The organism is Mycolicibacterium baixiangningiae, assembly GCF_016313185.1.
Lineage (GTDB): Bacteria > Actinomycetota > Actinomycetes > Mycobacteriales > Mycobacteriaceae > Mycobacterium > Mycobacterium baixiangningiae.
In genome coordinates, this window is the sequence record NZ_CP066218.1 from 739,233 (window position 1) to 764,573 (window position 25,341).

Here is a 25,341-nt window from a genome sequence, read left to right on the forward strand (position 1 = left end):
CTACACCGGGAACGTGACGCCGGTCAGCTCTTCGGACACCGTCCACAGGCGCCGCGCGACCGCCTCGTCGTGTGCGCGGGCGATGGACTCGACCAGTTTCGGATGGCCGCGTTGTTCGCCGAAGCCGTCGGGTCCGAAGTACTGCCCGCCTTGCACCTCGGGGTCGGTGGCGGCGCGTAGCGTCGGCAGGGCCCCCATCTCGGCGCTCTGCGCCAGCAGCCCCCAGGCCAGTTGGATGGGCAGGCGCAGCGCCGGCCACAAGTTGCGCGTCAGCTCAGTGTCGGAGCCACCGGGATGGGCGGCGACGGCGATGGTCGGCGCACCCTTGGCCGAGAGCCGGCGGTTGAGCTCGTAGGTGAACAGCAGGTTGGCCAACTTGGACTGCCCGTAGGCGGTGACGCGGTTGTAGCTGCGTTCGGACTGCAGGTCGTCGAAGTTGATGCGTCCCATGCGGTGTGCGCCGCTGCTGATCGTCACCACGCGCGAACCCTCGACCGGAAGGAGGTTGTCGAGCAACTGTCCGGTGAGTGCGAAATGGCCGAGGTGATTGGTGCCGAACTGCAGCTCGAAGCCGTCCTTCGTGACGCCCTTGGGCGTCATCATCACCCCGGCGTTGTTGATCAGCAGGTCGATGCGAGGGTAGTCGGCGCGCAGTTCGTCCGACGTCGCGCGGATGCTGTCGAGCGACGTCAGATCGAGTTCGCGCACTGTGACGTCGGCGTGCGGTGTGTCGGCGGTGATGCGGTCGGCCGCGGCCCGGCCCTTGTCGGTATTGCGCACCGCGAGCACCACGTGGGCGCCCCTGCCGGCCAGCACCGCGGCAGCCTGGTAGCCGATACCGGTGTTCGCTCCGGTGATGACGGCGATGCGGCCGTCCTGGTCGGGCACGTCCGCCGCAGTCCATTTGGTGTTCGCGCTCATGGGAGAACCCTACTCAGATCCCCAACTCGGTCACTCGATGAGCCATGCTCGAACCATGGACAGCGCCCATTCCGAAGCCCCGCTCGTACTGGCGGATCCGGCGAACCGGCCGAGCACCAAGGCGCCCCTGTTGTGGGCGACGTCCGCGGCGCTGCCGTGGGTGGTTCTCGTGGGGGCGCAGGCCGCCTGGTGGATGGCGGATCCGAAGCTCGAATGGCTGCACACCCTGGCGGCGGCGGGCACGGTGCTGGGCATCGTGCTGTTCGTCGGTGTCGTCCCGGTATGGCGTTATCGCGTGCACCGCTGGGACATCGACGCACGCGCCGTCTACACCCGCACCGGTTGGCTGGTGCAGGAGCGCCGGATCGCCCCGATCTCCCGGGTGCAGACGGTCGACACCCAGCGCGGACCGCTGGACCGGCTGTTCGGACTGGCCAGCGTGACGGTGACGACGGCGTCGTCGGCCGGGGCCGTGCGCATCGTCGCCCTCGACGCCCCGGTCGCCGAACGGATCGTGGCGCAGCTGACCGACATCGCCGCCCTCGGCGAACAGGACGCCACGTGACGGCCCCGGACTCGCCGTGGCTGCGCTTGAGTCCGCGAATGCTGCTGGTGCATCCGGTGCACGAGGTGCTGCGGCAGATCCCGGTGCTGCTCGGATCGGTGGTGCTCGGTTCGGCGACCGGGAACCCGTTGTGGGCGGTGGCCGCGCTGGTGGCGACGGTGGGCGTCGGGATCGCGCGGTGGTTCACCACGACCTACCGCATCGACGCCGAGGAGGTGCAGCTGCGCGCGGGCGTCCTGCAGCGACGCGTGCTTTCAGTGCCGCGCAACAGGATTCGCTCGGTATCCACCGACGCCAGGCTGCTGCACCGGTTACTGGGTCTGACCGTGCTGCGGGTCAGCACCGGTCAGGAGGCACGGGGTGACGACGCCTTCGCGCTCGACGCCGTGGAGGCCGGGCAGGTGCCGCATCTGCGGGCGGACCTGCTTGCCGACTCGCTCGCCGTCGCGGTCGACACCGGATCCCCCGGCAGGGTGCTGGCGCGGTGGGAGCCCGCGTGGCTGCGTTACAGCCCGCTCAGCTTCACCGGTCTGGCGATGATCGCCGCCGCGGCGGGTCTCCTCTACCAGGCGGGAGCCGGTGCGCTGCTGCGCAATTCCGGTCTCGCCGAGGACGGACGCGATGCGGCGCAACGCTTCGGGGTCGCCGCCACGGTCGCCGCCGTCGTGATCGTCGTTCTGGTCGGTTCGGTGGTGCTGTCGGTGCTGCGGTCGCTGGTGAGCTACGGCAATCTGCTCTTGCGCCGCGATGCGGATGTGCTGCATCTCGAGCACGGGCTGCTGCGCAGGCAGGAGCACACCTACGACATGCGCCGGTTGCGGGGCGGCACAATGCGGGAACCGCTGCTGGTGCGGGCGTTCGGCGGTGCGCGGTTGGACGCCGTGATGACGGGGGTCGGCGGTGCCGGGGAGGCGTCGCTGCTGTTGCCGCCGTGTCCGGCCGCGACGGCGCGGGACGTGCTGAGCGATCTCATCGACAGTGAGGATGAGGTCACCGGACCGCTGCGGGGTCACGGTGTGGCCGCGACACGGCGGCGGTGGACGCGGGCGCTCGTGCTGCCCGCGCTGATCGGCGTCGCACTGGTGGTGGCGGGTGTCGCCGGAACTCTGTCGATCTGGGCGTGGGTCGCGTGGGTGGTGCTGACGGTGTGCTGTGCGCTGCTCGGCGCCGACCGGGTGCGCTCGCTCGGGCATCGTGTCGGGAACGGCTGGCTGGTGGCGCGCGCCGGCAGCATTGAGCGGCGTCGCGACTGCATTGCGGGCGCCGGGATCATCGGGTGGACGGTGCGTCAGACGTTCTTCCAGCGGCGGTCCGGCGTGGCGACGCTGATCGCCGCCACCGCGGCGGGGGAGAAGGCCTACCGCGTCCTCGACGTTCCCGCCGAGGTCGCGTGGTCGATCGCCGCAGCGGCGTCCCCGTGGGTGAGGGATGTGCCCTGGGCGGGTGAATAGCCGGGTCCGAGTTGCGTGGCGTCGGCGGCCGTTTACTGTCGGCGCATGGCGATCGGTGGAGTGCTCTTCGACATCGATGGCGTGCTGGTGACGTCGTGGCGGCCGATCGACGGTGCGGCGGAGACGTTGCGGGTACTCGACGACCACCAGATCGCCCGGTCTTATCTGACCAACACCACGACCAAGACGCGCAGGCAGATCGCCGACCTGCTCGTCCACGCCGGTATGCAGGTCAGCTCCGACGAGGTGATCACCGCGGCGGCGCTGACCGCCGAATACGTCCGCGACCGCTATCCGGGCGCTCGGTGCTTCCTGGTCAACAGCGGCCGGATCGGTGAGGACATGCCCGGTGTCGACCTGGTGTACGCCGGTGAGTACGGCCCCGACAACGTTCCCGAGACGCCGGATGTCGTGCTGCTCGGCGGCGCCGGTCCCGAATACGACCACCTGACGTTGAGCTGGGTGTACGACTGGATGGCCCACGGCGTGCCGGTCGTCGCCATGCACCGCAGCACGTCGTGGAACACCGCCGACGGTCTGCGCATCGACACCGGGATGTACCTGCTGGGTATGGAGGAGACGTCCGGGCGCAAGGCCACCGCGGTCGGGAAACCCGCGCCCGAGGGGTTTCTGGCCGCGGCGAGCCGGCTCGGCGTCGACCCGGACGAGATGTACATCGTCGGTGACGATTTGAACAACGACGTGCTGGCGGGACAGGTGGTCGGCATGACGGGTGTCCTGGTGCGGACCGGAAAGTTCCGGCAGGACACGTTGGACCGTTGGGCGGCCGACGAATTCGCGATGCAGCCCGGCCACGTCATCGACTCGGTGGCTGACCTGCCCGGGTTACTCGAGCTGTGAGGCGACGGGCTGTCGCTACAGCCGCCGGACTTCGAGCCGGCTCTCACCCTCGGCGTCGACGTAATAAGCCGCAGCACGGTTGTTTTCGGTAACCGCCTCGACGTAGTCGGTTCCCCGGTAGAGAATGCCGGCACCGTCGTCGGTGGCGTAACCGGGTGGCAACGTCCGGTCGGCGATCAACCGCTGGAAGAGGGGCCGGCGCTGCGCCTCGGAGTCGTAGTGCACGCCGTTGGAGTACGGCACCATTGCGAGCCCGTCGGTGACCGGCCGCAGGTCGGGGCCGAACGAATCCGTCGTACCGCCTGCGTGCCAGCAGATCGATCCGGCCGAGACGCCGGTCATGACGACACCGGCCGTCCAAGCGGTCCGGATGGCCACATCGACGCCGTGCAGCCGCCACATCGCGAGCAGCCCGGCGACGCTGCCCCCGAGCACCCACACCACATCCTGGTCGAGCAGCAAGGCCTCGATGTCGTCGACGTTGGGCATGGGGAACAGGGCCAACTCCGAGGGCCGCCACCCCCGCAGGTGCGCGGCTTCCCACAGGTGGTGCCGCACAGCGGGATCGTCGCCGATCGCGGTGGCGACGAAGCATACCCGCGGAGCCCGGCCGGTCACTCCGGACAGTTCGACGGCGTACTCGCTGAGCGCACTGAACTCGAACCGCGTGCGGTGCCCGGCCCGCAGGCCACCACTGGTGGCCAGGATGGTCGGAACGTCGGCTGTCATGTCGTGAACCTAGGTGACCACCGGCGTTGCGGCAATCGATTTCAACCGTTCGGCTGAGGCGACACAGCCCATGCGGTGATTGGGTTCACCACATGCCCACGGGGGAGGAGTGATCGATGCCGAGAATCGGTCAGCACGCGGTGGTGTGCGGGGCGAGTATGGCGGGTCTGTTGGCGGCCCGGGTCCTCACGGAACACTACGACCGGGTCACCGTGGTCGAACGCGACGTCCTGACGGACGACCCCACACCCCGTCGCGGCGTCCCGCAAGGCTGCCAACCCCACGCCCTGCTCGCCCGGTGCGCGCAGATCGTGGAGGAGTTGTTCCCTGGTTATCTCGACGAACTGGTCGAGGCGGGCGCCCATCGGTGGGACGACGGTGACATGTCGAGGTTCGACGTCAGCTTCGGCGGCCATGTGCTCAAGCGCGACGGCCGACTCCCGAAACCCGGAATCCTGATCCAGCACTACAGCAGCCGGCCACTGGTCGAACAACTCGTGCGCCGCCGCGTGTTCGCACTGCCGCAGGTGACCGTGCGCGACGGACACCATGTCAGGAGCCTGACCACGGCCGGATCGCGCGTCACGGGAGTGCGCATCTCCGACAACTCCTCTGTCACAGTGAGTCTCGATGCCGATCTGGTCGTCGACGCCTCCGGTCGCGGGTCGCGCGCACCGGTGTTCCTCGCCGAACTCGGTTATGGGCGACCGGAGGTCGAGGAACTGCTCATCCGCGTCGCATACGCAAGCATGCCGGTGCGGATGCCGCCCGGAACGCTGCGGCAGCACATGGTCATCCGGACGTTCGAGCCGGGACGCCCGCGCACCTTCGCCCTCTTCCGCTGCGAGGGCGACACCTACTTGGTGTCCGCCGCCACGCTGGGCCCGATTCGCCCGCCGACCACACCGGCCGAACTCCTCGATTTCGGTGAAGGCATCGCTCCCGCGTACGCTCTCGCCGCCGTACGGGCCGCAGAACCGCTGGCCGGTGTCAGCGTGCACCAGTATCCGAGCAACCGCTGGCGGCGCTACGACAAGATGAGGCGCCTGCCGGAGGGTTTCATCGTCCTCGGGGACGCGCTCTGTAGCTTCAACCCCGTCTACGGGCAGGGTATGACGGTCGCCGCGATCGAGGCGACGATCCTGCGGGACTGCTTGCGTGGCGGCGACGCCGACTTGCCGCGTCGCTTCCACCGCGCCGCCGCCAGACCCGTCCGGGTGGCGTGGCAGACCGCGGTCGGATCCGACCTCGCGCTGCCGGAAGTGCACGGCCGGCCGTCACCGTCGATGCGGTTGACCAACGCCTACACCGAACACGTGCTGCGGGCCGCCGAGGTCGATCCCCTTGTCGTCCAGGAGTTCCTGCGCGTGGTGGGGATGGTCGCGCCTCCCGCGAGCCTGCTGCACCCGGCGTTCATGATGCGGGTGGCGCGGGCAGGGCGGCGGCGCGCAGGGGCGCCGGGGGCGGGTGCTTCGGTCCTCACGGCAGCAGGGCAGTGAGGAGACGGACCAGTTCGGCCTGCCGGTGCGTGTCCGTTTTGTCGAAGACGTGCTGCAGGTGGGTCTTGACCGTCGCGACGGACACCGACAGCTCCTCCGAGATCGGCGCCAGCCCCTGACCGCTCGTGACTCGTAGCGCGACGTCGGATTCACCGTTGGTGAGGCCGAACAGGTTGCGCAGCATGTCCTTCGGCGGCTGCGGCCGGTCGTCGGGATCGACGATCACGAGCAGCGCTCTGGGATCTTCGCCGTCGTGGTCCGCACCTGCGGGGAACGGGAACGTGTGTACGACGTAGGTCCGCCCGCCCGAGGGCCTCGGGCACAGCACCGACGCACCACTTCGGGCGCCGCCGACGTCCATCCCGAGCGCGGCGGCTACCGCCCGCTGGAGCGCGCCGTCCACGTCGGATCGGGCCGCACGAAGCCGGCCTGATCGCACCGTGAGGCCGTCGGCCCGGTGCAGTAGGTCCGAAGCTGCGGAATTACAATGCAGGACAACGTTGTTCGCGCAGAGCACCAGAACGGCCTGCCGCATGCTGTCGATGGCTCCGGCGAGGTCCGCGGCGTCACGCCTCAGGTCGTCGAGGTGTTTCTCGGTGCGCAGCGTCTGTTGCAGGTGGGGGACCAGCGCGCGAACCAACTCCACCCGGTCGGGACCGGCGAACGGTTCGTCGAGCAGCGGCGCCGCGACGAGGAAACTGGTCAGCGACGGGGCGTCGGACAACCGCACGAAGACGCCGTCCTGCACGTCGAACCTGCGTATCCAGTCGAGGTTGAACTCCGAGCGGGCATCGATCGCGATCAGCGACTGGCCGTCACGGATGGTGCCGACGGGCGAGCGTTCGACGGCTTCCAGGACGTAGTCGATGCTTCGGTAGTAGGCGTTGTACGAGCTCTGCGCCTCCGGCACGATGCTGGCGTACTTCGCCAGGCGACTCGATCCGTCCGCGGTGATCATCGCGGCGGTGGTGGCGCCCAGCATGCCCCGCACCGCGTCCATGGCGTCCACCCACTGCTCGGGTGTGACAGCGGCGTCGTAGATCGCCGAGACTAGGCGCGAGAACTCGTCGAGTGTGACCATCTCCGGCACCCCTTGCGGACAACCGTTCTCATCGCAAAACCCCCGTTTGTGCGTACACCGACTGTAGTTCGTACCGGGCACGCTGACAGTGCTCGCGAAGAGGCTGCTTCCATCGTCAAAAGCAGAAGCGGGACTACGCCTTGAGCGTGCGCACCGCCTGGATGCGAGCCTGCAACTGATCTGACGTCGCTGCGGCCACCGGCGGCCCGCCACAGATACGGCGCAGCTCGTTGTGGATCCACCCGTGCGGCTTCCCGAGACGGTGATGCGCCAGCGACACCAGGGTGTTGAGTTCCGACCGCAGCTCACGGAGCTGGCCGTAGGGGGTCACCGGCGGTGGCTCGCCGGAGGCGGTGCGCCTGGTGAGCTGCTCTTCCTGCCTACGACGCAACAGGTCTCGCATCTGAGCGGAATCGAGCAGCCCCGGTATCCCGAGGTAGTCGGCCTCCTCGTCACTGCCGGCCGGGGTGGCGGTGCCGAACGACGACCCGTCGAAGATCACCTGATCCAGTTCCGCGCTGGCTCCCAGGGATTCGAACCCGCGGTCCTCGTCGGTGGGCTCGCTGCGCCGGCGCTCGACGAGCTCCTCGTCGCCCATCGACTCCCGGTGGGGTTTGCCGAGCACATGGTCGCGTTGCGCTTCCATCTGGCTGGCCAGATCCAGCAGGGTCGGCACCGACGGCACGAAAATGCTCGCCGTCTCACCGGTGCGCCGCGACCGCACGAAGCGTCCGATCGCCTGAGCGAAGAACAGCGGCGTCGACGCACTGGTGGCGTAGACGCCGACCGCCAGTCGCGGCACGTCGACACCCTCGGACACCATCCGGACCGCCACCAGCCACGGGCTGTCCCCGGCCGCGTACTCCGCGATCCGCGCCGACGACCCGGGGTCGTCGGAGAGCACCACCGTAGGAGCCTCGCCGGTCATCTTCGTCAGCAGCGCCGCGTACTGGCGGGCAGCGGTCTGATCGGTGGCGATGATCATCGCGCCGGCGTCGGGCATACCGCCGGCACGCAACTGTCGCAGCCGGGTGTCGGCGGCCTTGAGCACCGCCGGGATCCACTCGCCGTTGGCGTCGAGCACGGTGCGCCACGCCCGCGCGGTCTGTTCGGCGGACAGGGGTTCGCCGAGACGGGCGGCGTGCTCCTCGCCCGCGCTGCTGCGCCAGCGGGCCTCCCCGGAGTAGGCGAGGAAGATGACCGGCCGCACGACGCCGTCGGCCAAAGCGTCGGCATAGCCGTAGGTGTGGTCGGACTCCGAGCGCAGCAAACCCTCGGAGTCGGGGACGTACGAGACGAACGGGATGGGGCTGTCGTCACTGCGGAACGGTGTCCCGGTCAGCGACAGACGGCGGGTGGCGTCGTTGAACGCCTCACGCATCGCCTCACCCCACGTCTTGGCGTCACCGCCGTGGTGGATCTCGTCGAAGATGACGAGCGTCCGATAGTTCTCCGTGCGCACCCGGTGCCGCGTGGGGTGGCTGGCGACCTGGGCGTAGGTGATCACGACCCCGTGGTACTCCGACGACGTCTGCGCCGAGGAGTTGCTGAACTTCGGGTCGAGCGCGATGCCCACCCGGGCGGCGGCCGTTGCCCACTGGATCTTGAGGTGTTCGGTGGGCACCACGACGGTGACGCGCTCGACGGTGCCGTCGGCCAGCAGTTCACCCGCGATGCGCAGGGCAAACGTGGTCTTCCCTGCGCCAGGGGTCGCGACCGCCAGGAAGTCGCGTGGTTTGGCGCCAAGATACCGCACCAATGCCCGACGCTGCCAGCCACGCAAAGCCTGGGTGTCGGGCGCTGCATATGCCCGCACCCAGAGACTCCTCACTGATCGGACAGAGCCTAGCGCAACGGATTCCGGCCGCGCACTTCCGCATGGCGCGTCGCCGGACAGACGGTGTGTCGCCGTCACTCGCGATCGGGGCTCGGCAATTCGCTGCCCGGCGAGTCGTGCCGGCGCCCGCCGTGGCGTGCAGGGTGCAGCAAACGCCATGCGTGCCAGGGGACAACGTGGGTACTCTTCTGCGCACGATGACGACCACCTCTGATCCGCCCAGCGACGAGCACGATCCGTGCGTGCGTGTCTATGGCACGCGGGTGCACAACCTCAAAGGCGTCGACGTCGCCGCTCCGCGTGACGCGCTCGTCGCGTTCACCGGCATCTCCGGGTCGGGCAAATCGTCGCTGGCGTTCGGCACCATCTACGCCGAGGCGCAACGCCGATACTTCGAGTCGGTCGCCCCGTACGCGCGGCGGTTACTGCTGCCGACCGGCGCCCCGAAGGTGGACGACATCACCGGGTTGCCGCCCGCGGTCGCGCTGCAGCAGCGGAGGGGGACGGCCACGTCGCGGTCGACGGTGGGCACCGTCACAACACTGTCCAACCTGCTGCGGATGCTGTTCTCGCGTGCAGGCACCTACCCGCACGGTGCTACCGAACGCCTGGACTCTGACGCGTTCTCACCGAACACCGCTGTCGGGGCATGCCCGGAGTGTCACGGCCTGGGCCGGATCCATCAGGTGACGGAGGAGACGCTGGTTCCCGATCCGTCGCTGACCATCCGGGAAGGCGCCGTCGCCGCGTGGCCGGGGGCGTGGCAGGGCCAGAACCTGCGCGACATCCTCATCACCCTCGGCTACGACATCGACAAGCCGTGGCGGAAACTGCCGAAGCGGCACCGTGATTGGATTCTCTTCACCGACGAGCAACCGACCGTCGAAATCGATCCGGGGCAGCACCCCGTCACCGCCGACTACCACTACAACGGGACGTTCTCGAGTGCGGAACGTCACGTCCGGCACACCCTGGCCAACTCGCAGAGCGCGACGATGCGCCGCCGGGTGCTGCAGTACGTCAACAGCGTCGCGTGCGGGTTGTGTCACGGGTCGGGACTGCGCCCGGAAGCGTTGAGGGTCACCTTCGCGGGCCGCACGATCGCCGACTACGTGGCGATGCCGCTGGCCGAACTCGCCGACACGCTACAACCGATCGCCGCGCGCACCGATGCGGCGGCGGCGTTCGAGTCGACGGCGTCCGGTGAGCTGACCGAGGTCGCCACGATGATCGCCACCGACCTCGTCGCCCGCATCCAGGTGCTCATCGACCTGGGCCTGGGTTATCTGACACTCAACCGCCGCACCCCGACCGTCTCGCCGGGGGAACTGCAACGGCTCCGGTTGGCCACTCAGCTGCGCGCCGGGCTGTTCGGGGTGCTCTACGTCCTCGACGAACCGTCCGCGGGTCTGCACCCCGCCGACGCCGAGCCCCTGCTGGACGTGCTGGATCGCCTTCGGCGAGCTGGCAATTCGGTGTTCTTGGTCGAACACGACATGGACGTGGTGCGCCGCGCCGACTGGATCGTCGACGTCGGTCCCGGCGCAGGCGAACTCGGCGGGCAGATCCTCTACAGCGGTCCGGTGCCGGGTCTCGCCGACATCAGTGAATCGGTCACCGGCAGATACCTCTTCGACACCGCACCGACGAGGGCCCGGTCGCCGCGCGCACCGTCGGAATGGCTACGGCTGCGGGGGATTTCGTCGCACAACCTGCGCGACGTCGACGTCGACCTGCCTCTCGGCGTCTTCACCGCGGTCACCGGTGTGTCGGGATCGGGTAAGTCGACGCTCGTGGGGAAAGTGCTCGGCGACGTGGTGAACCGCCATCTGGGCCGCGCGGTGTACCAGCTGGATTCCGACGCCGACGGCGAGGACTCAGACGCCGAGGTCGTCGACCTCGAGCACGATGCGTCCATCGGTGTGAGCGCCGAAGGAGTGGAGGCGATCACCCGGTTGGTGGCGGTCGACCAGCGGCCGATCGGGCGGACCCCCCGCTCGACGCTGGCCACCTACACCGGACTCTTCGACGCCGTCCGGCGCGAGTTCGCGGCGACGCCCGCGGCTCGTCGGAAAGGCTGGACAGCGGGCCGGTTCTCGTTCAACGTCGCCGAGGGCCGCTGCCCGACCTGTCAGGGCGAAGGCTTCGTATCGGTCGAATTGCTTTTCCTGCCAGGCACATACGGCACCTGCCCGACGTGTCAGGGAGCTCGCTACAACGAGGCCACCCTGGGGGTGCGATACCGCGACCGCACGATCGCCGATGTGCTCGCGATGACCGTCGACGAGGCGTCGGAGTTCTTCGCCGACAACGCGGGCGCCTCGCGCAGCCTGACGACGCTGCGCGAGGTGGGGCTCGGCTATCTGCGGCTCGGGCAACCCGCGACTGAACTGTCCGGCGGTGAGGCGCAGCGCATCAAACTGGCGTCGGAGCTTCAACGGCCCCGGCGCGGTCACACGCTCTACGTGCTGGACGAACCCACCACCGGGCTGCACCCGGCCGATGTGGACCTGCTCGATGCACAGCTGCACCGCCTCGTCGATGCGGGCAACACGGTCGTGGTGGCCGAACACGAGATGCGGATGGTCGCGGGGTCGGACTGGGTCGTCGACCTCGGACCCGGCGCGGGCACCGACGGCGGGCAGGTGGTCGCGACGGGAACGCCGCAGGAGGTAAGTAGGTCCGAGCGCAGCCGTACCGCTCCGTACCTGGCCGCGCGCCTGGTCACCCGGTGACGCTCACTCGACGAAGAAGTTGTCGTTCTTGACGAACCACTCTCGGCGCTCGTCGTCGGTCAGCTCGCCGAGCTGGGCCAGGCCTTCGAAGTAGTGCTCACGCGGGGCGCCCGGAGCGAACAGCATCAGGAGCGACGCGGCCTCGTCGGCCTCGTTGCGGAAGCCGTGGATGCCACCGGGCGGCACGTAGAGGAAGTCGTTCTTCGTGCCGTCCTTCCAGTCGGTGCCGTCGTAGAGCCTGATGCTGCCCGACAGCACGAAGAACGCCTCGGACATGGCGCGGTGGAAATGCGGCCCCGGTCCGCCGCCGCGCGGGGCGATCTCCACGCGGTAGAGGCCGTAATCCCCGCCGGTCGCGTCCTGGTCGGCGAGATAGTGGTACTGGACCAGACCGAAGGAGTCGTAGTCCGGCGGCTCGTCTCCGCGCTTGAGCCACGCGCTGACCTCCGGTTCGTCCTTGGTGTAGCGCGGCGGGGGATAGGGCGGCACGACCAGGGACACAGGAGGAGAGCCTAGAGCGGAAACGTCACTCCGGTGAGCTGTTCGGAGACCGCCCACAGCCGGCGCGCCAGCGCTTCGTCGCGTGACTGGCTGCTGGAACCGACGAGCTTCGGGTACCCGCGCGTTTCGCCGATGCCGCTCGGCCCGTAGTACTGCCCGCCGCGCACCTCGGGGTCGGTCGCGGCCCGCAGCGTGGGCAGGGCGCCCATCGCCGGGCTCTGGGCGACGAGGGGAACCAGCGGGTTGAAGACGGACGGGAGGTGTCGCATCAGCTCGGTGTTGGACAGACCCGGGTGGGCGGCCACGGCGATGGTGCCGGTCTCGCCGAGGCGGCGCTGCAGCTCGTAGGTGAACAGCAGGTTCGCCAGCTTCGACTGTCCGTAGGCGCCGACCCGGCTGTAGCTGCGTTCCCACTGCAGGTCGTCGAAGTGGATGGCGGCCTGGATGCGGTGCCCGACGCTGCTGACCGTCACCACCCGCGAATCCGGTACCGCCAGCAGGTTTTCCAGCAGCAGCCCGGTGAGTGCGAAGTGGCCGAGGTGGTTGGTGCCGAACTGCAGCTCGAAACCGTCCTCGGTGGTCTGCTTCGGCGGGTACATCACCCCGGCGTTGTTGATCAGCAGGTCGATGCGCGGGAACGCGGTGTTGAGTTCGTCGGCCGCGGCGCGGACCGACCGGAGCGAACCGAGGTCGAGGCTCTGGAGCGTGACTGTTGCGCCCGGCTGGGCGGCGGCGATCTCGTCGGCGGCCTTCTTGCCCTTCTCGGTGTCGCGCACCGCGAGCACGACGTGTGCGCCGTGGGCGGCCAGCGCTTTGGCGGTGGCCAGGCCGAGGCCGGTGTTGGCGCCGGTGATGACCGCGGTGCGGCCTGACTGGGCGGGGATGTCGGCTGCGGTCCACTTCGGCATGGGGTCCTCCTACAATGAAAGCGGGACTTGCGGTCCCGGTCGACAAGATCGCCCGGCGCGCCGGCGTCGGCGCCGGCACGATCTACCGTCACTTTCCCACCAAAGAGGCGTTGTACGCGGCCGTCGTCGAACACCGTCTCCACGAGATGGCCGACCGGGGCAGGCAGCTGCTGACATCCGGCGACCCCGGCGAGGCGCTGTTCGCGTTCCTGCGGGCGATGACGCTGGAGTGGGCTGCCTCCGACCACGTGCTGATCGATGCGCTGGCCGGGTGGGGTATCGACGTCCACACCGTCACCCCCGAAGCGGACCGCGCCGCCCGCGCGCTGCTCGCCGAGCTGCTGGCCGCCGGGCAGGAGGCGGGTACCGTTCGAAGTGACGTCGATGTGCCCGAACTCAAGGCGATCCTGGTCGGGTGCCAGGCCATCGGCGCGTACGACGGCGATGTCGCCGAACGGGCGACCACCGTGGTGATGGACGGTTTGCGCCCGCGCTGAACGGTATGGCCGTGCCTTGCACTCTCCCTGGTCGAGTGCTAAGAATGCATTGGCACTCGCGACCGGTGAGTGCTAGGTCGGGACGGTGAGGCGAGGGCCGCACCTGCGGGAGCACACCCAAGCCGTCCGTCGCGGGCACTGGACCCGACCGACAAGAACGTGCATCCGTTATCGGAGGAAACACTTCGCAATGGCCAAGACAATTGCGTACGACGAAGAGGCCCGCCGCGGCCTCGAGCGGGGTCTCAACGCCCTCGCCGACGCCGTAAAGGTGACGTTGGGCCCCAAGGGTCGCAACGTCGTGCTGGAGAAGAAGTGGGGCGCCCCCACGATCACCAACGATGGTGTGTCCATCGCCAAGGAGATCGAGCTGGAGGACCCGTACGAGAAGATCGGCGCTGAGCTGGTCAAAGAGGTCGCCAAGAAGACCGACGACGTCGCAGGCGACGGCACCACCACAGCCACCGTGCTCGCCCAGGCGCTCGTGCGCGAGGGTCTGCGCAACGTGGCCGCCGGAGCGAACCCGCTCGGCCTCAAGCGCGGCATCGAGAAGGCCGTCGAGAAGATCACCGAGACGCTGCTGGCCTCTGCCAAGGAGATCGACACCAAGGAGCAGATCGCTGCCACCGCCGGGATCTCCGCCGGTGACCAGTCCATCGGTGACCTGATCGCCGAGGCCATGGACAAGGTCGGCAACGAGGGTGTCATCACCGTCGAGGAGTCGAACACCTTCGGCCTGCAGCTCGAGCTCACCGAGGGTATGCGCTTCGACAAGGGCTACATCTCGGGTTACTTCGTCACCGACGCCGAGCGTCAGGAAGCGGTCCTCGAGGATCCGTACATCCTGCTCGTGTCGTCCAAGGTGTCGACCGTCAAGGACCTGCTGCCGCTGCTGGAGAAGGTCATCCAGTCCGGCAAGCCGCTGCTGATCATCGCCGAGGACGTCGAGGGCGAAGCCCTGTCGACCCTGGTGGTCAACAAGATCCGCGGCACCTTCAAGTCCGTCGCCGTCAAGGCTCCGGGCTTCGGTGACCGCCGCAAGGCGATGCTGCAGGACATGGCGATCCTCACCGGTGGCCAGGTCGTCAGCGAAGAGGTCGGCCTGTCCCTGGAGACCGCCGACGTCTCGCTGCTGGGCAAGGCCCGCAAGATCGTGGTGACCAAGGACGAGACCACCATCGTGGAGGGTTCCGGCGACGCCGAGGCCATCCAGGGCCGCGTGGCGCAGATCCGTGCCGAGATCGAGAACAGCGATTCCGACTACGACCGCGAGAAGCTGCAGGAGCGCCTGGCCAAGCTGGCCGGCGGTGTTGCGGTGATCAAGGCCGGAGCTGCCACCGAGGTGGAGCTCAAGGAGCGCAAGCACCGCATCGAAGATGCCGTGCGTAACGCCAAGGCTGCCGTCGAAGAGGGCATCGTCGCCGGTGGCGGCGTCGCGCTGCTGCAGGCGGCTCCGTCGCTGGATGAGCTCAACCTCACCGGTGACGAGGCGACCGGTGCCAACATCGTCCGCGTGGCGCTGTCGGCTCCGCTGAAGCAGATCGCCTTCAACGGTGGGCTCGAGCCCGGCGTTGTCGCCGAGAAGGTCACCAACTCGCCCGCCGGGACCGGCCTCAACGCCGCGACCGGTGAGTACGAGGACCTGCTCAAGGCCGGCGTCGCCGACCCGGTGAAGGTCACCCGCTCGGCGCTGCAGAACGCAGCCTCGATCGCGGCGCTGTTCCTCACCACCGAGGCCGTCGTCGCCGACAAGCCGGAGAAGTCGGCCGCACCTGCGGGCGACCCGACCGGTGGCATGGGCGGTATGGACTTCTAAGTCCCTTTTGCGAGAGGCCCGGCTTGCTTCGGCGAGCCGGGCCTTTTCGTATCCGCCTGCGGCCCGCCGCCTGCGCCGAGTGTGCGGTTTCATCCGCGACTCGCAGCGGCGGGAGTATCGATCCGCACACTCGAGGCCTGTGGATGATGCGAGGCCTGTGGATGACCCAGCGCTGAGGAACGCATACCGTCGGATGCCGCTGAGACCGTCGGCCCATGCAGATGATCAACGGCCCGTTTCTGGCCCGAGGCGCTCGACGACGGCGTGCTCACCTTCCGCGAGTTGCGACGGTTCCATCGCGCTGACTTTCCCGGCGTGTGGACGGTTCGCGGTAGCGACCCGCCGACGGATCAACGTGCCGGCGCGGCGTGGCTCTGGTCGGGCCGCAGAGCCGTGGTCGCGGGACTCTCCGCCTCGGCGTTGCACGGCGCCAAGTGGATCGGGTCCGACATCCCGATAGAACTGATCCACACCAATCGGCGTCCCCCGGCCGGCGTCATCGTCCGCACTGAAAGGCTTGCTGCGGAAGAGGTTCAGACCATCGGACAGCTGCCGGTCACGTCCGCCGCTCGCACCGTCTTCGATCTCGGCCGGCGAATGTCGCTGCGCGACGGTGTGCAACGCATCGACGCGCTCCTGAATGCGACCGATGTCAAGATCCCCGAGGTCGAGACGGTCATCGCTCGACATCCGGGGGTTCGGGGGCTGCGGCAGCTGCGCGCGACACTCGGCCTCGTCGACGGCGGCGCGGAGTCGCCCTACGAATCCCTCACGCGCCTTGTCCTCGTGCAGGCCGGCTTTCCGCCCCCGCAGACTCAGATCGAAGTGTTCGACGACTACGGATGGGCCTTCGCACGCATCGACATGGGCTGGCCGGAGTACCTCGTCGGCGTGGACTTCGAGGGGGCGCACCACTGGACGGACCCCGGACAGCGGTCGGGGGACGTCGTGCGATACGCCCGCCTGTCGGAGCTCGGATGGATCGACGTCCGGTTGACCAGCGGCATCCTGCACACTCGCACGCAGTGGTTTCTCGACCGTGTCGGGGCAGCGCTCGAGTCCCGTGGGTGCCCGAAGACGTGGTGACTGTGCGGATCGATACGCCGGCGGTGGCGAGTCGCGTATGAAACCGCACAGTCGCGCGGGGAGCGGAGCTGAGCCGGCGCAGGCTGCCGTCCGCGGACCAGCCTGGCGGGCCGCGCCTCGGTCAGACCAGATGGCCGACGATGGTGCCGTTGCGAATGACGAGATCGGATGTCATACCCGGAATGTACGGTGACGGAGTGATCGATCACTTCGGAATCAACTGCGCCGATTTCGACAGGTCAAAAGAGTTCTACGACAAGGTGCTCGGCGTACTCGGCTTCACGCGACAGATGGATTTCGGGGTGGCCATCGGCTACGGCACCGAAGGCCATGCTGCTTTCTGGATCGGCGATATGAACGCCGGCAACGTCCCCGGGCCGAACCGCGAGATGCACGTCGCGTTCATGGCCAAGGACCCCGAGAGCGTGCAGGCGTTCTTCCGCACCGCCCTCGCGCTGGGCGCCGAGCCGCTGCACGAGCCGCGACTGTGGCCTGAGTATCACGAGAACTACTACGGCGCGTTCGTCCGCGATCCGGACGGAAACAACGTCGAGGCCGTCTTCCACGGCGGCGGTCCGCAGACCTGACCTGCGGTGGGTAGGTTGACCGTATGCCTGACTCGGATGCGCCCGCCGCCCGCGAACTGTTGCGTGACTCGTTCACCCGCCTGATCGAGCACGTCGAGGAGCTGACCGACGATCTGACCGATGAGGTGGCGCTCTACCGTCCGACGGCGACAGCGAACAGCATCGCGTGGTTGCTGTGGCACAGTGCCCGCGTCCAGGACGTCCAACTCTGCGAGATCGCCGGGATCGAACAGGTGTGGACGCGGGAGGGGTGGGTCGACCAGTTCGGGCTCGATCTGCCGCGCGACGACACCGGCTACGGCCACAGCCCCGAGGACGTCGGCAAGGTGCGGGTCGCCGCCGACCTGCTGGCCGGTTACTACTCCGCCGTGCACAAGGCCACGCTGGCCTACGTCGCGTCAGTGACGCCCGAAGACCTCGCCCAGATCGTCGACCGCCGCTGGGATCCGCCGGTCACCGCCAGCGCCCGCCTGGTCAGCATCATCGACGACTGTACCCAGCACCTCGGTCAGGCCGCCTACATCCAGGGCATCTCGCGCTGAGATGAGGACAGCGTTGCATTGGTGGCCGGTGGTCGCCGTGGCCGGATTGTTCGCGCTGGGCTGGCTGGTCGGTAAGGGTTCGACCCCGCTCGACGACGATCTCCTGGCGTTCGACGTCCCGAACTGGCTGCTGGTGTACGTCAAGGCACCCGCCCTGGTGGCAGTGCTCGCCGTCGCGGTCGGCTACGCGCTGTGGCGCGGGCGGTGGCGGCTGGCGGTGGTGGCGGCCCTGTGCCCGCCGGTGGCCGTCGTCTCTGCGCAGCTGCTCAAGCGGGTGTTCGGCCGTGGCCGCGACGGGGAACTCGCCTACCCCAGTGGGCACGTCACTGCGCTGGTCGTGGTCGCCGGAATGGTCGTCCTCGTCGCCGGCGGTCGATTGTGGGCGGTGGTGCTGGCGACAGTGGCCGTCGTGGTCGGAATGATCTTGGTCGGGATGTCCTTCCACTACTTCACCGACACCGTGGGGGCGCTGCTACTCGGTAGCGCCTATGTGGCGGTGGCGGCTCGCCTGGTGACCGGGCCGCGTTGCGTCACTTGACACGTGTCAACCCCGATGCGATCTGCGTCACAAAGGGTGGTTAACATAGCCCTATGACCGCGACGCCTGAGCTCGACCACAGCACCATCCGCAATCCCGCGACGGGTGCCGTCGCCGGGCAGGTGCGCTGGACCGACCCGGCCGACGTACCGCGAATCGCTGCCGGTCTACACGCGGCGCAGAAAGAGTGGGAGGCGCGGGGCGCCAAAGGGCGCGCCAAGGTGCTGGCCCGCTACGCCGTCTGGATGGGCGATCACCGCGCCGAGATCGAAGATCTGCTGATCAAGGAGACGGGCAAGTCCGCCGTCGACGCGGCGCAGGAAGTGCCACTGATCCTGATGATCACGTCGTACTACATCCGCACGATGGAGAAGGCGCTGGCGCCCGATCCACGTCGGGCGGCGCTGCCGTTCCTGTCGATCAAGAAGATCGACGTGCACTACCGGCCGCGCCCGGTCGTCGGGATCATCGCGCCGTGGAACTATCCGGTCGCCAATGCGCTGATGGACGCCATCAGCGCGCTGGCCGCCGGTTGCGCGGTGCTGCTCAAACCGTCGGAGCGCACGCCGTTGACCGCAGAGCTGCTGCTGCGCGGCTGGCAGGACTCCGGCGCCCCCGAGGTGCTCGCGCTGGCCCAAGGTGCCCGCGAGGTGTCCGAGGCCGTCATCGACAACTCGGACTTCATCCAGTTCACCGGGTCGAGCGCCACGGGCGCGAAGGTGATGGAACGCGCCGCGCGCCGGCTCACCCCCGTCAGCCTCGAACTCGGCGGCAAGGATCCGATGATCGTGCTCGAGGACGCCGACGTGGAACTCGCCGCGCACGCCGCGGTGTGGGGTGCGATGTTCAACGCCGGCCAGACATGCGTGTCGGTGGAACGGGTGTACGTCCTGGACTCCGTCTACGAGAAGTTCGTCGACACCGTCGTGCGTGACGTCAAGAATCTCAAGGTGGGTGCGGGCGAGGGGAACGATGTCGGGGCGCTCATCGACGACGGTCAGGTGGCCGTCATCGAGCGGCACGTCGAGGACGCGGTCGCCAAGGGCGCCAAGGCACTCACCGGCGGCAAACGGCGCAGCGGCCCGGGGAGCTTCTACGAGCCCACAGTGCTCGTCGACGTCGACCACTCGATGGCGTGTATGACCGAGGAAACCTTCGGTCCGACGCTGCCGATCATGAAGGTGTCCTCGGCTGACGAAGCGGTCCGCCTGGCCAACGACAGCCCGTACGGACTGTCGGCCGCCGTCTTCTCCAAGGACATCGAGCGGGCGAAAGCCGTTGCGCTGCAACTGGACTGCGGCGGTGTGAACGTCAACGACGTCATCTCCAACCTGATGTGCACCACCGCCCCGATGGGCGGCTGGAAGACCTCGGGTATCGGTGCGCGGTTCGGCGGACCGGAGGGCCTGCGCAAGTACTGCCGCATCGAGACGGTGGTCGCCCCGCGGACGAATGTCGGTGCCGGCGGCAACTACTACAACAACTCGCCCAGAGCGCTCAAGCGGATGAACACGATGATGACCAAGCTCGCGCTGATCCGTCCGCGCCGTATGGCCAAGTAAGGCGGCGGCGCACGGCGTGCGGTTTGTCCTGACAGCCCTGCTGTGGCTGCTGACGACGGTGATGTTGGCCGTCGCCGTGCCCGCAGTGTGGGCGCAGCAGAACGTGGTCAGTGAGCAGGGCTACGCCGACCTCGCCGCGTCGGCGGCCACCGATACGCGGCTGCAGGACGCGATGGCCGACGAGCTCACCACGCAGATCACCGCGCTCGTCGCCGATCGCGGGTACGGGCTGAATGAGATGCTGGTGCACCAGGTCGCCGCGGCCTACACCGGTAACGCCGGCTTCCCGGGTCAGTTCGGGCAGGCCAACCGCATCGCGCATCGGTGGATGTTCACCGACGACATCCCGCACGCCAACACCGACGATCAGTGGTTGATCGATATCGCCCCGATGCTCTCGGATCCGTCGCTGGCGGCCACACTCGGCAACCTCGACCTGGACGTACCCGACACGCTGATGGTCCCGGTCACCGTGCCCTCACCCGAACTGCGGCCGGGCCGTCTCCAGACGATCGCGACGTGGGGCCCATGGGTCAGCATCGGCACGGCGGTGCTCACCGGGGTGCTCGCGCTGCTCACCCTCGCGAGTTCCCGACGCCGCGGTAAAGGACTTGCGGCGCTGGGTGTTTCGGCTCTGCTGGTCGGTGCGGCAGGCTGGGCCGGCCTCGAGGTGGCCAACCGCTACGTCGACGATGCGCTCAACCGCACCGAGGGGAACTTCCGCCGGATCGCCGAGGAGATGGTCATCCACGCCGAGGACAGCCTGCACCACTGGCTGAACCTGACACTGATCGGCGGTGTGGCATTGGTGGTGATCGGTGTGGTGGCGTCGATGCTCGGTGGGCTGCGGCGCCAACCGGAGTTAACAGGCGGGGTCGAGCGGTAGCGCAGGTCCCGAACTCCAGCGCCTCTGCAGTTTGGCAGGGTGCCGCCCGGGGAAACGCAAGATCATGGGAGCGAGTGGGCATCGACTGACCGGGGTGCGGGCGGCCACGGCGCTGGCCGATCTTGGTTCGGCATCGATCGCCGCCGGCGTGATCGCCCGGCGCCGGCCCGCTGTGCGGGCGCTGGAGACCGTGCAGGCCGACGCCAGGGCGGTCCGTCGGATGCAGTTGCTCCGAGAGGAATTCGGCGCCGGACCCGTTGAGCTGGTACTCCCCGGCCGGCGCATGGTGGTCGTGCTCGACCCGACAGACGTGGGCCGGGTGCTCGCCGAAGCGCCCGACCCGTTCCACCCCGCCAACCGTGAGAAGCGCAAGGCGCTCGAATGGTTCCAGCCGCACGGTGTGCTGATCTCCCAGGGACCCATTCGTCAGCAGCGGCGCGTCCTCAATGACTCGGCGCTGGACTCCGGCGCCGAGATGCACCGGCTCGCCGGCGCCTTCGCCGACGTGATCACCAGCGAGGCGCGCGAGCTGGTGGACACGGTGACGGTCCGCGGCAGCATGGACGCCAACCAGTTCATGGCCGCGTGGTGGCGGATCGTGCGCAGAGTGGCCCTCGGCGATCGCGCCCGGGACGACGAGGAGATCACCGATGCGCTCCTGCGACTGCGCAGGGCCGGTAACTGGTCGTTCCTGTCGCTGCCGCACTACCGCAAACGCGCTAAGTTCCTGGAGCGGCTCTACGACTATGTGGAGGATCCGCAGATCGGAACGCTGGCCGCCGCGGTGGCAGACGTGCCCACCCGCGGCGCCGTCGACCCGGTGGGCCAGCTGCCGCAGTGGCTGTTCGCGTTCGACGCGGCGGGGATGGCGCAGCTGCGGGCGCTGGCCGCGCTGGCCACCCACCCCAACGCGATGGTCAGGGCCATCGAGGATTCGGCTCAGCCCGATCAGCTGCGGTTGCGGCCGTTCCTGCGGTCATCGATCCTCGAATCGGTGCGGTTGTGGCCGACGACGCCGACGATCCTGCGGGATACGACCGCGGACACGACATGGCGCGACGGTGCGGTCACCATCGAGAAGGGCGCCGGAGTGATGATCGTGACGCCGGCCTTCCACCGCGACCCGCAGTTGCTGCCGTTCGCGCACGACTTCGTGCCGGACATCTGGCTCGACGGACGTGCCCGGTCCTATCCGCAGCTGGTGCCGTTCTCGGCGGGTCCGGCCGAATGCCCCGGGCGCAACCTGGTGCTGTTCGCGACGAGCACGCTGCTGGCGAACCTGTTGAACGCGTTGGACTTCCGCTTGTCGTCGACGCCGCAGCTGTCACCGGAGGAGCCGCTGCCGGTGACCTTCAACCAGTACGGCGTGGAATTCACGGTTCAGCCGGTGACGTCGTCGGCAGGGTCGCTGTCGTGATCGGTGGCGCCAGCGAGCCAGTAGTAGGTGACTCCGTAGGCCAGCACGGGTGCCAGAAACAGCGGGAGTGATGCGACGGCGACCACCGCAAACGGCACGTTTTTGCTTGCGGGCCACCGGAAACCCGTCGCGCACATCGAGATGGCCCGTCACCAACAGCATCGTGGCGAGGACTGCACCTATCCCGACGGTCGTGCCGCTGAGGCCAGCCCGGAGAGCTGAGGCGGCCGCGGCGATGCTGAAGATGGCCAGTGTCCACCACACCTTCCGGGCGGTGACGAGACCGGCATACGCGTCCGGCGGCGGGGGAGGCGCCTGAGCCGGTGGGTCGGGACGACTGTCCACCAGCGTGTAGGCGTGAATGGTGTTACCGATCTTGAGGAACGGAGTGCGCATGTAGGCCACACATACGGCTGCAATCAAACCGACGGCCACGGCGGCGGCTGCCATTCGCCACCCGCGATCTGCGAACGCACAGGAAATAACGGATATGCCGATGAACCAACTCCACCAGTAGAGATGACGCGCGACACGGCGGCTTCCGACAATTGCGGCGGCGAGGCAGCCAGCGACGACGACGACGCCACCGACCAGGATGAGGTGGTCAGGCGCCATCAACGAGAACTGCACCTACCCGTCATAGTCGTCGCCCATATTCCCGCCGAGTCCTTACCGCCCGCGCCAAACGCGAGGGCTCCGGTGATGGCGCCGATGATAGACCTCACGACGGAAATTTCTTGCGCAAGTGTGGATGAGCGCGATACTCCATCGACCGCTTGGGTCGCAGCGGCCATCGCCTGCCTAGCGCATAGCCCCCGCCGTACAGCGCGGCGAAAGTGCCCAATGTCGCCACGGCGATGAGCGTGAACGGCACCCATTGCCCCCGGGCGACTCGGTACTCCCACGACGAATCCTGGTGTCCCGCAATCAGAGGAACAAGCACCATCACTGCGCCTGCACCGAGCGCGTACAGCGGGCCTTCGCGCTGTGTCACGAACACCACGATCACGAACGCGCAGGCGATCATGATCACCGCGAACAACCACCAAGTTTTTGTGGCAGTGGCGAACCCACCGTAGGAGTCGGGAGCCGGGTCGTGGCCAGGTTGCCCATTGGGGCGCGAATCACCTCCGGCGTCGACGTTGTCCCAGACGCTGAAGGCGTACGTGCGCCCCCGGATCCTGATATGCGACGTGCTCATGTAGGCCCTGATTGACATCCCGACGGCTAGCGCGACCGCAAGACCGAATCCGCCACCCAGCTGTGGGGGATACAGCACGAAGAACGCAGACACCGAGGCGATGACGGTTCCCGTCCAGTAGAGGCGTCGCTCAGTGCGTTCATTGTTTGAGGGCAGAAGCGGTAGAAGCACGCCGAGGACCGCTAGAACCGCGAAGACTGGGTTGACCATGGGCTTACTTCGCCACTGTCGCGGTCCTGAGCGGTCTGCAGAGCCAGGCGTCGGAATGATCACCGCTCATCGGCTTGGGCGATCGCGGGCGGCGGGTCCGGCTTTCTGTCGCGCTCATAGAACGCATACGTCGTTCCGCGAAGCTGATGTGAGAAGTGTAGGCAAATGCGATGAGGGCGATGACAACGACGGCTGCCACTCCAATGAATACGGCAGATCGCCAGTCCGGCAACCGGGAAGCGGATACAAGCCCGATGCCGGATAGGCACCCGAACCAGTACACGCGACGCTCAATCGAAGCGGGAGAAAGTGTTCGCGACCTCCACAGCGGGAACATGCCGCCAACTACTCCCAGCGCTATGAGACCTACTCCAACCTTTCCTACGAGGTCGTCATCTATCATCGGCTGAATCTCCAAGCCTTACTTGGCAACTGGCACAGGGATCGCCGCCGGCGGACCCAGTGAGCTGACCGACGTCCAAATATTGAGCCCGAGGGCCATCCGCAGGCGAGCTCTCTGCGCACGGAGCTGACATGTGACGCGCTCGTCTCATCCTGTGCGAGGAAGGCTGCGGCACCTGCACTCGCCTTTTCAGACAGGTCGCTCAATCTCGCGTGGTGCTCTTGCATGGTGGTCGTTTGTGCTTCGTCTGCGCGGCGCAATGCGGCTTCGAACTCGTTTGCGGTATCGAAATCGCCGAAGATGCCATTTGTCATCTGTGTTGCTGCAAACCGCCCCGCGCCTCGGCGGACGATCTCGCCCGCGCTTCTCGAGAAGCCAGCACCCATGCGTAGCAAATCGGCATCAACGAACAAGTGGCCCTCCCATGCTTTGCTGAAACCATACCGTCCGTCGTCCGTCCGGCATGTCGGTAATTAAGGCCGCAAACACCATGAACGCGCAGCAGAAGTTCGCGACAACGCGCGGCTCTCGTCAAGGCCACCGTCTCCGGCACATGCTGAACATTGACATCCGCGAGCTCTAAGCGAGAGCCGCTTTGTCGACGTCTCGCGCGGACATCGCTGGGCCATCGAGAGGGCTCCGAGCTGCCCGCGCTGTTATGGGTTGTTCCTCGCGATGATGAGTTGTGTGCGTTGTGCCCATCGATCGCTGCCAAAGGTGGCACGCAGACTTAGCCGGCGAGTTGGAAGTGGCGATCCCGGTCGAGGCCGGTTTACCGTCGAGCTGTTCGGAAGTTCTCGAGCATCGCATTGGCGAGGTCGATTGCCCGATTCTGTTCCCGCGGCGTATCAGGGGAAGGGTCTGTGATCGGCAGCGATATATCGACGATGCCGTTCTCGGTCACTCCCAAAGCGCGCTCATCTCGAACCGGCACACCCGTCGGGGAGGTCGAGTTCACAGTCACGACGGCCGACAGGACGTTGCCCGTCACCTCGACGTCGGCGATGGTGTCAGTGAACGTGCCATAGGCATCGGAATCCATGACCGTCTTACCGTCACACTGCTTCCATTGCTCCACGAACTCGGCGAACAGCGAGCCGGCGTCCGCTGCGCTAGCCAGAACTACCGCGCCGTAGGTCATCGGACCGTCGGTCACGAAAGTCGTCGCTTCGACGGAGGCTGCGTTGTAGGTCTGCACCTCGAGGGGGGCGGTCACCGCAAAGCACTGAGGCTCGGTGATCTCACCCTTCACCGCGGCCGTGTTGCGAAGATCAGTGACGCCACGTACGGGCGGGTGCTCGCCGTCAGTGGTGATTTGGTAGCCAACTGCCCGGGACAGATCGTCGTCGCTCGGGAGTGCGTTGGTCAACCAGCCATACTCATGTGCCAGCGAAGTGCTGCGCTCAGGCAGTACTTCTCCCGGCGCCGGCTTTCCGTTGACGGAGTCGGTACAGCCCAGTGTCAACAGGCCTGCGCATACCACTGTGCACATCCGCGCCGAAGTTCGG

The 25,341-nt window shown here is 67.8% G+C and carries 24 protein-coding genes; 14 read left to right on the plus strand and 10 right to left on the minus strand.

Features of this window, described 5'->3' with window-relative positions; translation table 11 throughout:
• The gene (locus I7X18_RS03465) at positions 1–921 is read right to left on the minus strand and encodes an SDR family NAD(P)-dependent oxidoreductase (RefSeq protein ID WP_193044541.1); all 921 of its coding nucleotides are present in this window, start codon (positions 919–921) and stop codon (positions 1–3) included.
• Between the two features lie 55 nt (positions 922–976).
• On the opposite strand from I7X18_RS03465, the gene I7X18_RS03470 reads away from it, so the two are divergent.
• From I7X18_RS03470 to I7X18_RS03480, 3 genes are read left to right on the plus strand one after another with little or no spacing between them, the layout of a single operon-like run.
• Positions 977–1,486: a PH domain-containing protein gene (locus I7X18_RS03470; protein WP_193044540.1), complete on the plus strand. Its 510-nt coding sequence runs from the start codon at positions 977–979 to the stop codon at positions 1,484–1,486.
• Positions 1,487–1,524: 38 nt separating this feature from the next.
• Positions 1,525–2,937, plus strand: coding sequence for a PH domain-containing protein (locus I7X18_RS03475; protein WP_193044997.1), 1,413 nt, complete (start codon positions 1,525–1,527; stop codon positions 2,935–2,937).
• A gap of 45 nt (positions 2,938–2,982) precedes the next feature.
• Positions 2,983–3,798, plus strand: coding sequence for an HAD-IIA family hydrolase (locus tag I7X18_RS03480; protein ID WP_193044539.1), 816 nt, complete (start codon positions 2,983–2,985; stop codon positions 3,796–3,798).
• 15 nt (positions 3,799–3,813) lie between these two features.
• On the opposite strand, the gene I7X18_RS03485 is transcribed toward I7X18_RS03480, so the two are convergent.
• Positions 3,814–4,527, minus strand: coding sequence for a Type 1 glutamine amidotransferase-like domain-containing protein (locus tag I7X18_RS03485; protein WP_193044538.1), 714 nt, complete (start codon positions 4,525–4,527; stop codon positions 3,814–3,816).
• A gap of 116 nt (positions 4,528–4,643) precedes the next feature.
• Here I7X18_RS03485 and I7X18_RS03490 point away from each other — a divergent pair, with 116 nt between their 5' ends.
• Positions 4,644–6,026 (plus strand): FAD-dependent oxidoreductase, encoded by a 1,383-nt coding sequence (locus tag I7X18_RS03490; protein WP_193044537.1) that lies wholly within the window; start codon positions 4,644–4,646, stop codon positions 6,024–6,026.
• On the opposite strand, the gene I7X18_RS03495 is transcribed toward I7X18_RS03490, so the two are convergent.
• Both I7X18_RS03495 and I7X18_RS03500 read right to left on the minus strand, forming a co-directional pair.
• Positions 6,007–7,107, minus strand: a complete 1,101-nt coding sequence (locus I7X18_RS03495; RefSeq protein WP_193044536.1) for a helix-turn-helix transcriptional regulator — start codon at positions 7,105–7,107, stop codon at positions 6,007–6,009. The two genes, I7X18_RS03490 and I7X18_RS03495, sit on opposite strands and share 20 nt — an antisense overlap.
• Positions 7,108–7,240: 133 nt before the next feature.
• On the minus strand, positions 7,241–8,923 hold the full coding sequence (locus I7X18_RS03500; protein ID WP_193044535.1) for a DEAD/DEAH box helicase: 1,683 nt from the start codon (positions 8,921–8,923) through the stop codon (positions 7,241–7,243).
• Positions 8,924–9,141: 218 nt separating this feature from the next.
• Here I7X18_RS03500 and I7X18_RS03505 point away from each other — a divergent pair, with 218 nt between their 5' ends.
• Positions 9,142–11,679 carry an excinuclease ABC subunit UvrA gene (locus I7X18_RS03505; RefSeq protein ID WP_193044534.1) on the plus strand — a complete coding sequence of 846 codons (2,538 nt, stop codon included), beginning with the start codon at positions 9,142–9,144 and terminating at the stop codon, positions 11,677–11,679.
• Between the two features lie 3 nt (positions 11,680–11,682).
• Here I7X18_RS03505 and I7X18_RS03510 read toward each other — a convergent pair whose 3' ends face one another.
• Together I7X18_RS03510 and I7X18_RS03515 are read right to left on the minus strand one after the other, a co-directional pair.
• Positions 11,683–12,180 carry a cupin domain-containing protein gene (locus I7X18_RS03510; protein WP_193044533.1) on the minus strand — a complete coding sequence of 166 codons (498 nt, stop codon included), beginning with the start codon at positions 12,178–12,180 and terminating at the stop codon, positions 11,683–11,685.
• An 11-nt stretch (positions 12,181–12,191) separates the two neighbouring features.
• Entirely contained in the window at positions 12,192–13,088 is an 897-nt protein-coding gene (locus I7X18_RS03515; RefSeq protein WP_193044532.1) for an SDR family NAD(P)-dependent oxidoreductase, read from the minus strand.
• Positions 13,089–13,102: 14 nt separating this feature from the next.
• On the opposite strand from I7X18_RS03515, the gene I7X18_RS03520 reads away from it, so the two are divergent.
• The 9 genes from I7X18_RS03520 to I7X18_RS03560 all read left to right on the plus strand — a co-directional run bounded on the left by I7X18_RS03520 (position 13,103) and on the right by I7X18_RS03560 (position 22,019).
• Complete coding sequence (locus I7X18_RS03520; protein WP_193044531.1) at positions 13,103–13,585, plus strand: TetR/AcrR family transcriptional regulator; 483 nt, start codon at positions 13,103–13,105, stop codon at positions 13,583–13,585.
• A gap of 190 nt (positions 13,586–13,775) precedes the next feature.
• The gene (gene groL / locus I7X18_RS03525; protein WP_193044530.1) at positions 13,776–15,401 is read left to right on the plus strand and encodes a chaperonin GroEL; all 1,626 of its coding nucleotides are present in this window, start codon (positions 13,776–13,778) and stop codon (positions 15,399–15,401) included.
• Between the two features lie 264 nt (positions 15,402–15,665).
• Complete coding sequence (locus tag I7X18_RS03530; RefSeq protein WP_404822734.1) at positions 15,666–16,487, plus strand: hypothetical protein; 822 nt, start codon at positions 15,666–15,668, stop codon at positions 16,485–16,487.
• A gap of 197 nt (positions 16,488–16,684) precedes the next feature.
• Positions 16,685–17,074: a VOC family protein gene (locus I7X18_RS03535; RefSeq protein ID WP_193044529.1), complete on the plus strand. Its 390-nt coding sequence runs from the start codon at positions 16,685–16,687 to the stop codon at positions 17,072–17,074.
• Between the two features lie 23 nt (positions 17,075–17,097).
• Positions 17,098–17,616: a mycothiol transferase gene (locus tag I7X18_RS03540; protein WP_193044528.1), complete on the plus strand. Its 519-nt coding sequence runs from the start codon at positions 17,098–17,100 to the stop codon at positions 17,614–17,616.
• Between the two features lie 37 nt (positions 17,617–17,653).
• Positions 17,654–18,154, plus strand: coding sequence for a phosphatase PAP2 family protein (locus I7X18_RS03545; RefSeq protein WP_232375402.1), 501 nt, complete (start codon positions 17,654–17,656; stop codon positions 18,152–18,154).
• A 53-nt stretch (positions 18,155–18,207) separates the two neighbouring features.
• Positions 18,208–19,716 (plus strand): aldehyde dehydrogenase family protein, encoded by a 1,509-nt coding sequence (locus tag I7X18_RS03550; protein ID WP_193044526.1) that lies wholly within the window; start codon positions 18,208–18,210, stop codon positions 19,714–19,716.
• A gap of 16 nt (positions 19,717–19,732) precedes the next feature.
• Positions 19,733–20,602 (plus strand): hypothetical protein, encoded by an 870-nt coding sequence (locus I7X18_RS03555; protein ID WP_193044525.1) that lies wholly within the window; start codon positions 19,733–19,735, stop codon positions 20,600–20,602.
• Between the two features lie 64 nt (positions 20,603–20,666).
• Positions 20,667–22,019: a cytochrome P450 gene (locus I7X18_RS03560; protein WP_193044524.1), complete on the plus strand. Its 1,353-nt coding sequence runs from the start codon at positions 20,667–20,669 to the stop codon at positions 22,017–22,019.
• Here I7X18_RS03560 and I7X18_RS29805 read toward each other — a convergent pair.
• From I7X18_RS29805 to I7X18_RS03575, 4 genes are all read right to left on the minus strand, one after another.
• Complete coding sequence (locus I7X18_RS29805) at positions 21,983–22,117, minus strand: hypothetical protein (protein WP_269751291.1); 135 nt, start codon at positions 22,115–22,117, stop codon at positions 21,983–21,985. The two genes, I7X18_RS03560 and I7X18_RS29805, sit on opposite strands and share 37 nt — an antisense overlap.
• A 623-nt stretch (positions 22,118–22,740) precedes the next feature.
• Positions 22,741–23,430 carry a hypothetical protein gene (locus I7X18_RS03565; protein ID WP_198730521.1) on the minus strand — a complete coding sequence of 230 codons (690 nt, stop codon included), beginning with the start codon at positions 23,428–23,430 and terminating at the stop codon, positions 22,741–22,743.
• Positions 23,431–23,829: 399 nt separating this feature from the next.
• Entirely contained in the window at positions 23,830–24,219 is a 390-nt protein-coding gene (locus I7X18_RS30050; protein ID WP_408632902.1) for a DUF2563 family protein, read from the minus strand.
• Between the two features lie 386 nt (positions 24,220–24,605).
• The gene (locus I7X18_RS03575; RefSeq protein ID WP_193044520.1) at positions 24,606–25,202 is read right to left on the minus strand and encodes a sensor domain-containing protein; all 597 of its coding nucleotides are present in this window, start codon (positions 25,200–25,202) and stop codon (positions 24,606–24,608) included.
• Positions 25,203–25,341 lie beyond the last annotated feature (139 nt).

Bases quoted from the DNA above. Each gene is read 5' to 3' on its own strand.
- I7X18_RS03465 (WP_193044541.1), bottom strand. From the start codon at position 921: ATGAGCGCGAACACCAAATGGACTGCGGCGGACGTGCCCGACCAGGAC.
- I7X18_RS03470 (WP_193044540.1), top strand. From the start codon at position 977: ATGGACAGCGCCCATTCCGAAGCCCCGCTCGTACTGGCGGATCCGGCG.
- I7X18_RS03475 (WP_193044997.1), top strand. From the start codon at position 1,525: ATGCTGCTGGTGCATCCGGTGCACGAGGTGCTGCGGCAGATCCCGGTG.
- I7X18_RS03480 (WP_193044539.1), top strand. From the start codon at position 2,983: ATGGCGATCGGTGGAGTGCTCTTCGACATCGATGGCGTGCTGGTGACG.
- I7X18_RS03485 (WP_193044538.1), bottom strand. From the start codon at position 4,527: ATGACAGCCGACGTTCCGACCATCCTGGCCACCAGTGGTGGCCTGCGG.
- I7X18_RS03490 (WP_193044537.1), top strand. From the start codon at position 4,644: ATGCCGAGAATCGGTCAGCACGCGGTGGTGTGCGGGGCGAGTATGGCG.
- I7X18_RS03495 (WP_193044536.1), bottom strand. From the start codon at position 7,107: ATGGTCACACTCGACGAGTTCTCGCGCCTAGTCTCGGCGATCTACGAC.
- I7X18_RS03505 (WP_193044534.1), top strand. From the start codon at position 9,142: ATGACGACCACCTCTGATCCGCCCAGCGACGAGCACGATCCGTGCGTG.
- I7X18_RS03515 (WP_193044532.1), bottom strand. From the start codon at position 13,088: ATGCCGAAGTGGACCGCAGCCGACATCCCCGCCCAGTCAGGCCGCACC.
- I7X18_RS03520 (WP_193044531.1), top strand. From the start codon at position 13,103: ATGAAAGCGGGACTTGCGGTCCCGGTCGACAAGATCGCCCGGCGCGCC.
- groL (WP_193044530.1), top strand. From the start codon at position 13,776: ATGGCCAAGACAATTGCGTACGACGAAGAGGCCCGCCGCGGCCTCGAG.
- I7X18_RS03540 (WP_193044528.1), top strand. From the start codon at position 17,098: ATGCCTGACTCGGATGCGCCCGCCGCCCGCGAACTGTTGCGTGACTCG.
- I7X18_RS03550 (WP_193044526.1), top strand. From the start codon at position 18,208: ATGACCGCGACGCCTGAGCTCGACCACAGCACCATCCGCAATCCCGCG.
- I7X18_RS03560 (WP_193044524.1), top strand. From the start codon at position 20,667: ATGGGAGCGAGTGGGCATCGACTGACCGGGGTGCGGGCGGCCACGGCG.
- I7X18_RS03565 (WP_198730521.1), bottom strand. From the start codon at position 23,430: ATGGTCAACCCAGTCTTCGCGGTTCTAGCGGTCCTCGGCGTGCTTCTA.
- I7X18_RS30050 (WP_408632902.1), bottom strand. From the start codon at position 24,219: ATGGGTGCTGGCTTCTCGAGAAGCGCGGGCGAGATCGTCCGCCGAGGC.